Annotated in this window: 13 protein-coding genes; 11 read left to right on the top strand and 2 right to left on the bottom strand. The window is 47.1% G+C overall.

What is annotated here, in order from left to right; translation table 11 throughout:
• Positions 1-8: 8 nt before the first annotated feature.
• Complete coding sequence (gene spoVB, locus MHB82_RS23715) at positions 9-1,619, bottom strand: stage V sporulation protein B (protein WP_341176015.1); 1,611 nt, start codon at positions 1,617-1,619, stop codon at positions 9-11.
• 227 nt (positions 1,620-1,846) lie between these two features.
• Between spoVB and MHB82_RS23710 the strand changes: the two genes are divergently transcribed.
• The 6 genes from MHB82_RS23710 (at position 1,847) to MHB82_RS23685 (ending at position 8,363) form a co-directional block, all read left to right on the top strand.
• A complete protein-coding gene (locus MHB82_RS23710) occupies positions 1,847-2,086 on the top strand; it encodes a post-transcriptional regulator (protein ID WP_095289489.1) in 240 nt (79 codons plus the stop codon).
• Between the two features lie 91 nt (positions 2,087-2,177).
• Entirely contained in the window at positions 2,178-3,428 is a 1,251-nt protein-coding gene (secD, locus tag MHB82_RS23705) for a protein translocase subunit SecD (RefSeq protein WP_095359803.1), read from the top strand.
• Positions 3,418-4,326, top strand: coding sequence for a protein translocase subunit SecF (gene secF / locus MHB82_RS23700; protein WP_095359802.1), 909 nt, complete (start codon positions 3,418-3,420; stop codon positions 4,324-4,326). Before secD ends, secF begins: the two co-directional genes overlap by 11 nt.
• A gap of 73 nt (positions 4,327-4,399) precedes the next feature.
• Entirely contained in the window at positions 4,400-5,365 is a 966-nt protein-coding gene (locus MHB82_RS23695) for a cation diffusion facilitator family transporter (protein ID WP_095289481.1), read from the top strand.
• Between the two features lie 40 nt (positions 5,366-5,405).
• Entirely contained in the window at positions 5,406-7,814 is a 2,409-nt protein-coding gene (gene recJ, locus MHB82_RS23690) for a single-stranded-DNA-specific exonuclease RecJ (RefSeq protein WP_341176014.1), read from the top strand.
• 36 nt (positions 7,815-7,850) lie between these two features.
• The gene (locus MHB82_RS23685) at positions 7,851-8,363 is read left to right on the top strand and encodes an adenine phosphoribosyltransferase (protein ID WP_095289483.1); all 513 of its coding nucleotides are present in this window, start codon (positions 7,851-7,853) and stop codon (positions 8,361-8,363) included.
• A gap of 187 nt (positions 8,364-8,550) precedes the next feature.
• On the opposite strand, the gene uraA is transcribed toward MHB82_RS23685, so the two are convergent.
• A complete protein-coding gene (gene uraA, locus MHB82_RS23680) occupies positions 8,551-9,867 on the bottom strand; it encodes a uracil permease (RefSeq protein WP_110822910.1) in 1,317 nt (438 codons plus the stop codon).
• Between the two features lie 372 nt (positions 9,868-10,239).
• Here uraA and MHB82_RS23675 point away from each other — a divergent pair, with 372 nt between their 5' ends.
• From MHB82_RS23675 to MHB82_RS23655, 5 genes are all read left to right on the top strand, one after another.
• Positions 10,240-12,417: a RelA/SpoT family protein gene (locus MHB82_RS23675; protein ID WP_110822934.1), complete on the top strand. Its 2,178-nt coding sequence runs from the start codon at positions 10,240-10,242 to the stop codon at positions 12,415-12,417.
• Between the two features lie 12 nt (positions 12,418-12,429).
• Positions 12,430-12,876: a D-aminoacyl-tRNA deacylase gene (gene dtd / locus MHB82_RS23670; RefSeq protein ID WP_341176013.1), complete on the top strand. Its 447-nt coding sequence runs from the start codon at positions 12,430-12,432 to the stop codon at positions 12,874-12,876.
• Positions 12,877-12,965: 89 nt separating this feature from the next.
• A complete protein-coding gene (locus MHB82_RS23665; protein WP_153979744.1) occupies positions 12,966-13,133 on the top strand; it encodes a hypothetical protein in 168 nt (55 codons plus the stop codon).
• Positions 13,134-13,458: 325 nt separating this feature from the next.
• A complete protein-coding gene (locus MHB82_RS23660; RefSeq protein ID WP_095289487.1) occupies positions 13,459-13,965 on the top strand; it encodes a type 1 glutamine amidotransferase domain-containing protein in 507 nt (168 codons plus the stop codon).
• 87 nt (positions 13,966-14,052) lie between these two features.
• The gene (locus MHB82_RS23655) at positions 14,053-14,499 is read left to right on the top strand and encodes a hypothetical protein (protein WP_341176012.1); all 447 of its coding nucleotides are present in this window, start codon (positions 14,053-14,055) and stop codon (positions 14,497-14,499) included.
• Positions 14,500-14,647: the final 148 nt, after the last annotated feature.

The raw sequence follows: 14,647 nt of genomic DNA, 5'->3' as shown, positions 1-14,647 counted from the left end.
GAAGTGCCTTACTTACGAGAACGCCGTTGGAACCAAGAACCGATGATCGGCATCCGGGAGAGATCATGAAAATCAATCATACGGGTCATACCCATGACGATAAAATAAACAATGAGACCAGCACAAGGAGCAAGGATCATTCTCAGCCAAAAAGGTAGCAAGACAGCTGTATGTTCATATACCATTAGTGTTGCTGCTCCCATAATCACCATGCCGGTGGCTGTTTTGACCCAGTCCATCAATTTAAACCGGAATTGAAGCAAATTACGTACACTTCTGGCATGTAAAAGAGTAACGACAGTCGAGTTCACACAGATGGCAATCACTGCACCGAAAATGCCGTATTCAGGTTTGGATGCTAGCAGCAAAATCAAAGCGATTTTAATGACCGCACCGATAAATGTATTGAGAAGAGCCTTTCCTGGACGATCGAGTGCCTGCAGAGCAGCTTGAAGAGGTGCCTGAATGTAGATAAACAGGGCAAAAGGAGCCATAAGTTTAAGCATGCTTCCAATCGATGCATCATTATACAGTACTAAACACATCGGTTCGGCAAGCACATACATAAAAACAGAAAAAGGGGCACCTGTAACGAGGGCAAGCCGCAGTGCCTGGTGCATTCGTTTATGGATGAGCGCTCGATCCCCCTGTGCGGATGCTTCAGACAGGGAGGGAACAAGTGATGTGGCAAGTGATGAAGTGAGCGCACCCGGCAGGAGCAGGAGCGGAATGATCATGCCTTGTAACGCACCATATTGAGCGGTCGCCAGTCCACGGGATATGCCTGCAAGAGCCAGACTCTGAGCGGTGACAATGGTTTCAGCAAGGTAGGAGAGTGAGCCTACTAGGCGGCCTGCTGTTACGGGTACAGAGATGGCCAGGAGGCGTCTGATCAATCCTGTTTGTGATGCATTTGAATCAACGGGTAGTGCGGGTGAAGGCATATTAGCATTTGGTGGGATTAGATGATTGGAGCGCACAGGATCCTTTTTATGTCTGTTATAATTCCATAGAAGTACAAGCATGCCGACAAACTCACCGACGAGTGCCCCGAGCATGGCCCCTGCTGCTGCCTGGGCAATACCTTGTGGGAGAAGCAGCCAGGAAAACCAGATCACGCAAATAATGCGTACAATGGTTTCCGTAATGGAGGAAGCGGCAGTGGGAATCATATTCTGCTTGCCCTGAAAATACCCACGATACACTGCGGATACGGCTATAATCGCAATCATCGGACTCATGCTTACAAACGTATGATACACCCTCTCATCCGTCAGAACATAACGTGTAACCCACGGGGCAAAGACAATGCACAGAAACATGAAAACTACGCCCAAGGTCAAGGTGAAGCTTAGACTAATCTGTAATATGCGCTGGGGAGAATAGCGGTTGGCCCCTGTATCTGCTTCGGCAACGAGTTTGGCAACGGCGAGCGGGATGCCTCCGGTAATTAAAGTGACGAGTACGATGAAGAAAGGATAGCTCAGCTGATACAAACCAACCCCTTCTGCTCCGATCACGCGAGGCAGCACAATACGGGGGATAAAACCGAGAATACGATTAATAATGCCTGCGGCTAGCAGGATCATGGCTCCCTGAATAAATGTCTGTTTCTTCAAAACTACCCCTCTTTCCCGGTTGAAAGTAACAGGTCTCGTAAACGGGACAAAGCCGTTGTCCTTCATCCTATGCCAGTCCACTGTCTTCTCATGACAACTTGGACTTCATTAACAAAAAGATCCAGATTGGGCAAGCAGGAATATGAATGTATGAAGTCGAATCATGTAATATTGATGCCGCATAAAGGCTTGTGCGTAAGAAGGGAGGCGCTCCCCGCTTGGAAGAAATGAACGATATGGAACTGGAAGAATCCATTGAGATGTTATGTCGCAGCAAGGCGGAGGAATTAAGGCTTGTCGGGTACGAATATGTGACCAGCAAAGATGTCTGGAATTGCGTTAGTCATAAATATGAAAAACAGGGCATTCCACCGCTTCACCAACTGGTGAACGACATTTTGTCACTGAAAGCAACAAGCTTTATGAACTTTATGACCGTTTCTGCATACCGGGGATCCTCTTTCTAACGAAAGGGATCTTTTTGTGTTGGAAATTGACTGCTTTTTACGGCATCGCTATAATAGGAATATTGAGAATGAAGGGGGATCTAGGAACGGCATGAAGAGAATTGTCAGTTTCATTCTGGTCGTGCTTGTGACCACAGGAGTCATGTTGGGCACAAGTCCGGGCCTGCTCAAGAATATTCGCTTGGGCCTCGATTTAAAGGGAGGCTACGAGATCTTATATGAAGCAGAGCCGCTGGAACAAGGGCAGCAAGTTACCAAAGCCTCTTTGGTACAAACTGCAAGAAGTCTGGAGAGCCGTGCCAATGCGCTCGGAACAAGCGAGCCGGAAGTAACCACAGAAGGAACCAACCGGATTCGTTTGAAATTGGCTGGTGTTACAGACGAGGAAGAAGTTAGAGCCAAAATGAAAGAACCTGCCGTCCTGACTTTCCGTAGTAAAGGAGAGAATGACAAGGAAGGCGAGTATACGAAGATTGAGCTTCGAGGAAACGAATTTGTTGAGAACGGCGCAAAAGTGACTTTCAATCAACTGAATGAACCAATGATTGATATCCAGGTCAAAGATAAAGCGAAGTTCTCGGAAGTTACCAAACGTCTCATCGGACAACCTCTTGCCATCTATCTGGATGATCAGTTGCTCTCTGCCCCAACCGTACAACAGCAATTGACGGACGGTTCGGCACAGATTACTGGTAATTACACACGTGAGGAAGCGAATCAACTGCGTGACACCATTAACCTGGGTGCACTTCCTCTGAAACTTACAGAGAAATACTCGCAAAGCGTTGGAGCAACGCTGGGTAAATTGTCTCTCGACCAAACGATTAAAGCGGGCTTGATCGGTTCCGTTATTATTTTAGTGTTCATGATTGGTCTGTATCGCATTCCGGGAATCATCGCAAGCTTTGCCTTGATTACACATACGTGGCTGGTACTCGCAATCTTCTATATGGGCGAATTTGTACTTACCCTTCCGGGTATTGCTGCATTTATCCTGGGTATAGGGATGGCGGTTGATGCCAACATCATCACGTACGAGCGGATTAAGGAAGAAATGCGGAGTGGTAAATCGATTCTGTCGTCAGTCAAGGCGGGAAGCAAACATTCCTTCCGTACCATTATCGATTCCAATATCACAACCATCATTGCTGCGGCCGTTATGTTTTTCCTGGGTACAGGTGCAGTCAAAGGTTTCGCGCTCGTGCTGATTTTTGACATCGTCACCAGCATTATCACGAATATTTTCTTCTCCCGCTTCCTGTTGACCCTGCTTGTGCGGGCTAACGTGTTGAAGAAGCCTAAGTACTTCGGAGTGAAGGAGAGTGAAATTCGTGCGCTTTAATTGGAACTATGATTACATTAAAGGCAGTAAATTTGCCTACACGTTCTCCATTATTTTGACTTTGGCAGGGATTATCAGTTTGTTCTCCCTTGGATTAAATTATGCGGTTGATTTCCGCTCAGGTTCGAATGTGGACATTACCGTTTCCAAGGCCATTACTTCAGAACAAATTACTCCGATAATCCAAGACATTGGTGTCAATGAAGGCGATGTAAATATTACACCAGGTGCCGACCGAGTTAACGTTCGTTTCTCCAACGTATTGGATGAGACACAAGAGAGCAAGTTCAAAGAGGAGTTCACCAAGCTGGACCCGGAGGCTTCTTATGAAGTCAATACCGTTGACCCGGAAATGGCCAAAGAACTCGAACGTAATGCAATCTATGCGGTCCTCATCGCAAGTATCGGGATCATGATCTATGTTGCAATCCGTTTTGAGTGGCGTTTTGGACTGGCAGCCGTTATTGCGCTCTTCCATGATGCATTTGTCGTCATTAGTGTGTTCTCCATCTTCCGTTTGGAAGTGGATCTGACTTTTATTACCGCTGTACTGACGATTGTCGGTTTCTCCATTAATGATACCATTGTTATTTTTGACCGTATTCGGGAAAACCTGCGTTTCGCCAAGAAAACAACAAAAGCCGACTTGCGTGAAGTGGTTAACCGCAGTTTGTCTCAAACGATGACACGCTCATTGAACACGACATTTACAGTGTTTGCGGCATCCATCTGTTTGTTCATCTTCGGTGGAGAGTCCATTCGCATGTTCTCGCTTGCGATGGTAATCGGGACACTGTTCGGTGCATATTCATCCATCTTCATCGCTGCACCGCTGTGGCTGGTTCTCAAAGGAAAACAAGTGGACAAGCCGAAAACGGCAGCCAAAGCATCCAACTAAACATCTTATTTGCAAGCCGCGTCTGTCAGGCGCGGTTTTGCAACTTTACGTACAGGATTAAGGGGGAATTTCCATGACCAGAGAACGTATTCCAGCTGCTCAAGCGGCAACGTGGAGTGGTATTGCCGGGAATATGACACTTGCAGTGATTAAGGCTGGCGTCGGTTATATGGCGAACAGCAAATCGCTGCTTGCCGATGGTCTGTATTCTGCCTCGGAAGCTGCTTCCTCACTGGCAGGTCTCTTCCCCTCGAAGTCTGTACAGGATAGGAACAAAGCTCGCAGGGAAAAGGCCAGAGAGCATTCGCGCATGGCGAGGCCCGGGATTACGGTGCTACTGTCCGTCCTGATCCTTATGGGAGGCCTTCAGATTGCAATCTCTGCTCTGACCGGATTGACCGGGGATGAGCCTGGCGAATCGGCAAAATACGATCATGCACTTATTGCAGCTTTTGCTGCACTTGCTGTGAAAGAAGCTATTTTTCAATTTCAATATCGATATTACCGCAGGCGGAATCAGTCGCAGGCACTGTCCTATGCTCAGGAACATCGCCGTGCGCTCTATTGTTCTCTCACCGTACTCGTAGGCATTGCAGGTTCTATGGCTGGTGAAACGATGGGGATTCATGTTCTGCTGTATATGGACCCAGCGGCTGCACTTATTGCTTCCTGCTTCGTGCTTCATAAGGGTTACCGTATGATTGTAGACACCGTCTATGGCTCGCTTGTTCAGGAACTGGAACAGGAAGAGGCCATGGATTTCAAGGAAACGGTACAACGGGTTTATGGTGTTATTACGATTGAGCATCTGACTGCTCGGGAACAGGAACATGCTGTAACCGTTGAACTGGTCATTAGTGTGAATCCGAGAATTTCGGTGCTGGAAGCACAGGAAATAGCTAATCGGGCCAAGACCTTGCTGTTAACCCGGTTTAGTCATGTAAAAGAAGTACAGATCCAGGCTATCCCTTATGATCCGGGATATCCATACAAATCCAATCATGAACTGCCCGATCATGAAGCGACATTAATTCAGTAATGAAGCGCGGGTCCCGTAGATCAGGAAAGGAGCGTTATCATTGCTTTATTCGCAATACCGGTGGAACACACCGAATATCGATTTGGAGGCGGCTGCGGGACTCTCGCAGGCGCTTTCCGTTTCAGCACTTGTTGGACGTTTGCTGGTTAGCCGGGGAGTCCATAATGAAACTGAGGCAGAGCGGTTTCTTCATCCGGATCTGGGGCAGATGCATGATCCTTATCTGCTACGGGGCATGAATGAAGCTGTCCCCCGTATCCGGCTTGCGCTGGAGCGTGGTGAACATATTTTAATTTATGGAGATTACGATGCAGATGGTGTGTCCAGTACTTCGTTAATGATCCATTTAATGCGGCATCTTGGGGCATCCTATGATATCTACATCCCTCATCGGTCCAATGAAGGCTATGGATTGCACAATCATGCGCTGGACTGGGCCCATCAGCAAGGGGTTACTCTAATTATTACGGTCGATACAGGAATCAGTGCGGTGGAACAAATTGCATATGCGGCAACACTTGGAATGGAAGTCATCGTAACGGATCACCATGAACCGCCTGAGACTCTTCCAGAAGCGTTTGCTTTGATTAATCCCAAACTTCCCGATTGTCCCTATCCTTTCAAAGGCTTGGCCGGCGCGGGAGTAGCCTTGAAACTGGCCCAAGCCCTGATCGGTGAGGTGCCTGGTGAATGGATGGAGATTGCTGCCATTGGCACCGTCGCCGATCTCATGCCGCTTGAAGGAGAGAACCGGGTTATTGTCAGTTATGGCGTTGAGTCCATGCGGGGATCACGTCTTCCAGGTGTAAGTGCGCTGCTTGAAATTAGCGGCGTGGATCAAAGCCAGGTCACCTCGGTTAATATTGCCTTTGCAATGGCTCCCCGCATTAATGCCAGTGGTCGTTTGGATCATGCAGGAAGAGCTGTTTCGCTTCTTACAACCGAGAATCTGGATGAGGCTCATATGCTTGCAGGTCAACTCGATTTGTTAAATCGGGAACGGCAGCAGGTCGTTGAGGGCATTGTCCAGGAAGCCAGCGCGCAGTTGGAGCAAAAAATTCAGCTTCGTTCCGGCAAAGTTCCCGATGTGATTGTTCTCGCGGGTGAAGGCTGGAATGTGGGGGTTGTGGGCATCGTAGCCTCCAAAATACTGGAACGCTATTATCGTCCGACGCTCATCTTGGGAATAGACCCCGAGACGGGTGTATGCAAAGGCTCTGCCCGCTCCATTGATGGCCTGGATATCTATGAGGCACTCACCGCTTGTAAACATACAATGGACCACTATGGTGGACATCCGGCAGCTGCAGGCATGACCCTTCATCGGGATCAGCTGGAAGAGCTGGAGTCAGGGTTGAATGAGTTTGCAGCCTCCGTTCTGACGGAAGCGGATTTTATGCCTGAGCGACTGGCAGACGACGAGTGTAGAATTAGTGACGTGCCGCTGAAAGTCATTCAGGAAATCGACAGACTTCAACCTTTCGGCATGAGCAATCCTTCGCCTCGTTTTGTTTTGAGGAATGTCATGGTAAAAGAAACACGAACGATGGGCCGGGAGAAACGGCATCTGAAACTGGTTCTCGAACAAGACGGGCAGCAGCTCGAAACGGTTGCCTTTGGCAAGGGAGCTTTAGCCGAATTTTTACCTGTGGGAACTCTTATTGATGTAATGGGCGAATTGTCCATCAATGAATGGAACGGGATGCGCAAACCGCAATTGATGCTTCAGGACATTCATGTTCCACACGCGCAAGTCTTCGATCTGCGTGGGAATGCTGATCCACTAAACGCGATGAAACAGTTTCTTGGTTCACTTGAAGTGCATTTAAGGTATACATCTGGCTCAATAGGTGCGATTGTCCGGAAGGATATCGATGTTTCTGAGGGAAATTCATTGTATGAACCGTGCCTTTGGGTATATGATAGAAAGGTCGGGTTATTTCCGCATAATGCTGCTGCACAGCATTATGGACAGGAACAGGTCCGGACGTTATTTGTGTTTGATACGCCGGAAACCCCGGAACAACTTGATGCCATGCTGACCATGTTCAGCGGAGCCGAGAATATCATCCTTCTGCACGGATCAGGCAACCGCCGAGATCGCCTTCAGATGCCTTCCAGAGACCTCTTTAAGCGTATTTATATGCTGGTGTCGAAATGGAGAGCTGAACCGGTAGAGGAACAAGAGATGACTCCTGTGCTCAGTCGTCAGTGTGGATGTTCGCCGCGTATGATTACCATGATGCTGGATGTGTTTGAAGAGTTATCGTTCATCACCCGCAAGGATGGCAAAATATCGTTTGTGGATAACCCGCCCAAACGCGATCTGGCCTCGTCCCGTCATTATCAGGCACTGGAAAATATGGCCGAGACAGAACAGGTACTGCTGGATGCATCTACACCGCAGCTGACACAATGGATGATATCCCGGATGAAGGGCGTATCTTAGATGGAAGTTGTGTATTTATTTTAGGAGGAGATTATTTTGGATTTTAAAGAGTATATTCGTGTCATTCCTGACTTTCCACAACCGGGAATCAGCTTCAAGGACATTACGACATTGTTGAAGGATGGAGAAATGTACCGCAAGGCAATCAATGAGCTGAAAGTAATGGTTTCTGATCTCAAAATTGATGTCATTGCTGGACCTGAAGCACGTGGTTTCGTTGTGGGCGCCCCTCTGGCATACGCTCTTGGTGTCGGCTTTGCTCCGATTCGCAAAAGTGGAAAACTGCCTGGAGAGACGATTGAAGTAGGTTATGATCTCGAATATGGCAAGGATACACTTGCGATGCATACCGATGCAATCGAAAAAGGACAAAATGTCCTGATTGCTGACGATTTGCTGGCAACGGGTGGAACGATTGCAACTTCCGTTAACCTGATTGAACAATTGGGAGGCAAAGTTGTAGGTGCAGCATTCCTGATTGAGCTGTCTGACCTGAATGGACGTGCCAAATTGCCGGAGATCGATGTATTTACGTTGATGAACTACTAAGATCCCTGCATGCGTGCTGTCTTATCATTTTAAAGTGCATCTCCCGTTTCCCGGGAAATAATATACAGCATTAATGATTATTAAAAAGCCTGTTTTCTCATTTCCTAAGAATTGAGAAAGCAGGCTTTTTGGTATCTATTTTTGTAGGTAATCCCGAATGCGGATGATTACGATCCGACCAAGGACATTAGTCGGGGGTTTTCTCAGTCAGGGGTTGTTTTTCCGATTGGTCATTAGACCATCCGAGTACTTCGAACAATTTGAACAACAGGCTCAGCAGGATACCGACAATGGTAGCCAGTGCCATTCCTTTCAATTGTACTCCGTAAATGGATACTTGAGTTCCGCTGAGTCCGATGACAAGCACAAGCGTTGTCAGGAGCAGGTTGGTTGGCTTCGCAAAGTCCACCTTTTGCTCAACGAGGATACGCAGACCGGATGCGGCAATGACCCCGAACAGAAGCAGAGATACTCCACCCATAACAGGTACCGGAATGTTAGCAACAAGCGCCGAGAATGTTCCTGAGAAGGAGAGCACGATCGCAATGATGGCTGCTCCACCAATAACGTAGGTGGAATAGACTCTTGTAAGTGCCATAACACCGATATTTTCACCATAGGTTGTATTCGGCGTAGATCCAACAAAACCGGAAAGTATAGTGGAAACTCCGTTTCCGAGCAGGGAACGATGGAGACCAGGGTCTTTGGAGAGATCCTTGCCTACAATGCTGCTGGTTACAAGCAAATGTCCGATGTGCTCTACAATAACAACGAGAGCTACGGGCAAAATAGTGAAGATAACGGACCAGTCAAACGTAGGCGTCGTAACTGTTGGCATGGAAATCAAATTAGCACTCGCAATCTTTTCCGTTTCGACTGCATCCATAAAGTACCCAAGGACATATCCGGATACAATACCGATCAGAATGTGAATGATTTTGGGGAATCCACGGAAGGTTACGGCTCCGATAACAGTGATACCGAGAGTTACCATGGATAAAATAATGGGCTTGGCCTGAGGAACCCAGTTGGGGTTGTTCACAGGGTCAGAATTGATCAGCCCAGCCATGCCGGCTGCAACGGGCACGAGTTCCAAACCGATCAGGGCTACGATGGCTCCCATGACTGCTGGAGGGAACACAACATTAATCCAGCCTGTCCCGGCATATTTGATGATAAGAGCGACAAGACAGAATACAATGCCTGTTATAATAAATGCTCCGAGAGCCATGGAGTAGCCGTTACCCGGATGCGATTCTATAACAACTGTAACGGGCGCAATAAAAGCAAAACTGGAACCCAGGTATGCTGGTATTTTGCCTTTGCACATTAATATGTAAAGCAATGTTCCGATACCGTTCATCAACAGGATCATGCTTGGATCAACCCCGAACAGGTTGGGTACAAGCACCGTGCTGCCAAACATGGCAAACAAATGCTGCAGACTGAGCAGGGAGCCAGATCCTAGTGGCATCTTCTGATTAACCTGAATTTCGCGTTGCAATGAACATTCATCTCCTTTTCCGAAACACAAATCTTCAATAGATTACAGAGTTTCTCTTAATTAAGCAATAACATTTTTTGCGATTTGGCTTCGAATGTACGTTTTTTAGCAAATATTGATTCTATTTCGAATATAAATGGCCATAATATTTAAGATAAAGGCACGGTTTAATCCCGTTAAGCGGATTATGGAGATATGGATGGGCCAGTCATAAATTCTTTTAAAAAATTGGATATACGCTCTTATTCGCCAGCAGTTGACGGGAAACGGGCGAAGCGTCATAATTATAGGAAATTACTTTTACGGGGAACCTGTGTTGATGCATTTGTCACGGGTTCCATTTTGTATAGAAAGGACACGGAACAGATCAGAATGGGCATAGAGCAATTACTCGAGAAGGCCGGAGCTTATATCAAAGAACCCGATCTGGTGCGCATACGTGAAGCTTACGAATTTGCTGATCAGGCCCACCATGGACAGACGCGTAAATCGGGAGAACCGTATATCCTGCATCCGCTTGCGGTTGCCGACATTGTTGTGAACATGCAGATGGACACCATCTCCATTATTGCAGCGCTTCTTCATGATGTTGTAGAAGATACTACGGTATCGCTTGAAGAAATCCGCAATCACTTCGGCAATACGTGTGCCATGCTTGTTGACGGCTTGACGAAGCTGGAACGTATTCAGTTCCGCTCCAAGGAAGAGCAGCAGAACGAAAACTATCGTAAAATGTTCATCGCCATGGCGCAGGACATCCGTGTCATCGTTATCAAATTGGCTGACCGCCTGCACAATATGCGGACACTCAAATTCCAATCGGAAGAAAGCCAGCGCAGGATTTCTTATGAGACGCTGGAGATTTTCTGTCCCATTGCCAACCGTTTGGGTATCTCTGCGATCAAATGGGAAATGGAGGACATTGCTCTCCGTTATTTGAATCCGCAGCAATACTACCGTATTGCAAATCTGATGCACAAGAAGCGTGCAGAACGTGAGCAGTATATCGATACGGTGATGGATGGAATCACGACCAAGCTTGATGAGATGGGAATTCAGGCAGATCTGTCTGGTCGTCCGAAACACATTTACAGTGTGTTCAAAAAAATGACAACGAAGAACAAGCAGTTTAACGAAATCTACGATCTGCTTGCGATTCGTATTATTGTGGATAATATCAAAGATTGTTATGCTACCCTCGGCATTATACACACATTATGGAAACCAATGCCTGGTCGTTTCAAGGATTACATTGCAATGCCTAAGGCTAACATGTACCAATCGCTCCATACAACGGTGGTTGGCCCGAATGGGGAACCGACTGAAGTTCAGATTCGGACATGGGATATGCACCGTACTGCCGAATTCGGGATTGCGGCCCACTGGGCCTATAAGGAAGGTGCAGCAACCGGAAATAATTTTGAAGATAAAATTACGTTTTTCCGGGAAATTCTTGAGCTTCAAAATGAAGCGCAGGATGCATCTGAATTTGTCGAATCCCTTAAGATGGATTTCTTCTCTGATTTGGTATTTGTATTTACGCCAAAAGGTGAAGTCATTGAGTTGCCTACAGGTTCCGTGCCGCTCGATTTTGCGTACAGAATTCATACCGAAGTGGGTAACCGTACGATTGGTGCCAAAGTCAACGGTCGCATCGTGCCACTTGACTACCATCTGAAGACTGGAGATATCATTGAGATACTTACGTCCAAACATTCATATGGTCCAAGTCAGGATTGGCTCAAAATTGCGAAATCATCCCATGCGAGGGCCAAGATCAAGCAGTGGTTCAAGAAGGAACGCCGCGAAGAAAACGTTGAAAAAGGCCGCGAAAGCTGTGAGCGCGAGCTGAAACGTATGGGGCTTGATCCTTCTGCGTGGATGACGGATGACAAATTGATGGAAGCATGCAAAAAATATGCGTTTAACGATATTGATGATATGCTTGCAGCGGTTGGATTCGGTGGTATTACTGCTGCACAGATCGTGACCAAAGCAACCGAGAAATTGCGCAAGGAACAGGAAGAGTCGAGCCTGCTCGAATTGAATTCCGAAATGCGGGAGCTGAAGCCTGCACCTGAACGCAAGAATCGTCCTACCAACGGCATTCGTGTCAAAGGCATCGATAACTTGCTCGTTCGCTTTGCACGCTGTTGTAATCCTGTCCCGGGTGATGACATTATCGGTTACGTTACGCGCGGTCGTGGGGTATCCGTGCACCGCAGCGACTGTCCGAACATTCCTTCAAGCGGGGATGGAGAGGAAGCAGCACGCGTCATTGAGGTGGAATGGGAAGAAAATATTGAGGCCAACTACAGTGTCGATATTGAGATTACCGGACATGATCGCAATGGACTGCTCAATGAAGTGCTTCAGGCCGTTTCCGAAAGTAAAACAAATATATCTGCCGTCACCGGACGGACAGACAAAAATAAATTAGCATTGGTGCACGTTACAATCCTGATCCGCAATACAGAGCATCTGCATTCTGTCGTCGAACGGATCAAACGGGTAAAAGATGTCTATTCCGTGCATCGGATTATGCAGTAAGGAGCCGGTCAGATGAGAGTGCTTGTACAACGTTGCAAAGAGGCTCAGGTTACAGTTGGTGACGAAATAACGGGACGAATTGAATCCGGGGTCATGCTGCTCGTAGGTATTACTCATGAAGACACGGAGAAAGATGCAGTTTATCTTGCAGACAAGGTGGCAGGACTTCGCATTTTCGAGGATGATCAGGAAAAGATGAATCTTAGCCTGATGGATGTGGGTGGCGCAGTCCTTTCGGTCTCGCAATTTACTCTATATGGCGACTGTCGCAAAGGGAAACGCCCGAGTTTTGCGGCTGCAGCCCGGCCAGAAGCCGCTGAGGTGTTATATGAGACCTTTAATCAACTATTGAGGGATAAAGGCATTCAGGTGGAAAAGGGGAGATTCGGAGCCATGATGGATGTGTCCTTCACCAACTGGGGGCCCGTGACTTTAATGCTGGAGAGCCCTCTCCGTTAGGAAGCACGTGCATAATTCACCCGGGATCAGGCCATAATGAGGGATAGTTCTAGTACTAGCATAAGCTGATCAAAGGAGTATCTCTCACTATGCGTCAATCTGCCAAGATAACACGTTCCCGTATGGAACCACTGCTTATTCCAGGGAATCTGTATGAGTCACTGAAATTAGCTCGCGCAGCTTCTGAATGCGTGGCTACGATCTGGTCTACCCAGGATTCGGACAAGGGGGAACAGAGTCACCTGCCGCGTGCCTAGTTATGATGAAAGAAAAGCTGTAAGCAGGCAGTCATTTTTATATGTTGAAAGCTTACTCGTATAGCAGCAAAGCCGAAAGCCTTGATTCGATACTCGGATCAGGGCTTTTTTATGTGATGTTTTCGTTTCCGTGTTGGAAATAAACTCAATGATCGATTGCTTAAGCTGTTATAAACAGCTGCAGTTAGGGTAATAACAACACGAGGCACATGATTGTGCCGAGGTTCAGGGTTTGTACATGGATTTACTGAATTTGTAGATTACAAAATTCTGCAAAACCCGAATATGAAAAGATTTTTCGAACACGGAAAGGAGAACGTACGTTATGAGTAAAGTTGCTTTTTTATTGGCGAACGATTTTGAAGATTCGGAAATGCAGGTCCCATATGATGAGGTGAAAAAAGCCGGACACGATGTGGAAATCATCGGTTTGAAGGCAGGAGAAACGCTCAAAGGTAAAGGCGGCAAGGCCTCCTATACTTCAGACAAGGCGATTGCAGAAGTGTCGGCATCAGATTACGACGCTGTGGTCATTCCAGGGGGATCTTCTCCTGAAAATCTGCGCACGGATGCGAACATTCTGAAGTTTGTAACGGAGATTAACAGTGCGAAGAAGCCAATCGCAGCCATCTGCCATGGCCCGCAAATTCTGGCCAGCGCTGATCTCCTCAAAGGGCGAACCATTACGTCCTATCCTCCACTTAAGGATGATATGGTCAATGCGGGTGCTGAATTTAAGGATCATGAGGCTGTAGTGGACGGCAATTACATTACGTCGAGAACACCAGCTGATGAGCCTGCATTTGTTCGTGAACTGTTGAAAGTCATATAATCGGTCACGGGTAAACGATTTAACTTGTTTATCAAGTTAATCTGCAAAATACATGATGTAATTTATTCCGACAAAGGAGGGTTTGACATGGCAAAGCATATTCAGGCATATTTTCGAACCGAAGATGAGGCGGAGGGTGCTAGAACTTCACTTCAGACGTTTCGGACCGAGCATTTGGAGGTAGGACAGCTGGACAGTGCGATTGGCAGAGACAAACGCATCTTGCTACCGCTGGTGCCTTATAATACGGCGGGTGGCGCAGGTACAAATGGAGCCATGGGTGTAGGTACAGCGCCTGGAGTTCCGGCAAGTGAGAATGTAGTTCCAGTGGTTAGTAATGTGGATCGTAATGCTGACCGGGATGTACGCGACAATGTGAATGAAGACGGTGACCTGTTCAGAGCGGCAGACGTCTCCTCGGACGATTATGATGATCTGCATTATGTTTTGTCTGCCAAAGTCCAGGACGAGGATTATGATGAAATTATTCATAAGCTTCGGTCCAACAATGCCTATGTGGAAGAATTGAATTAACGTGTAGATCATGGAAGAGCCCTGTGAAATCTGACTTTATTTCGTGTCAGCGCGATCACAAGGGCTCTTTTGTATTAGTTTACTTTTATATCATTAAAGCGCTATCATTTTTGTAATATTACTGTAATATTAGTTACATAAGGCTTTA

Origin of the sequence: Paenibacillus sp. FSL K6-2862 (assembly GCF_038005125.1) — a bacterium.
Taxonomy (GTDB): Bacteria; Bacillota; Bacilli; order Paenibacillales; family Paenibacillaceae; genus Paenibacillus; species Paenibacillus illinoisensis_A.
This window is presented reverse-complemented; position numbering and strand designations above follow the sequence as displayed.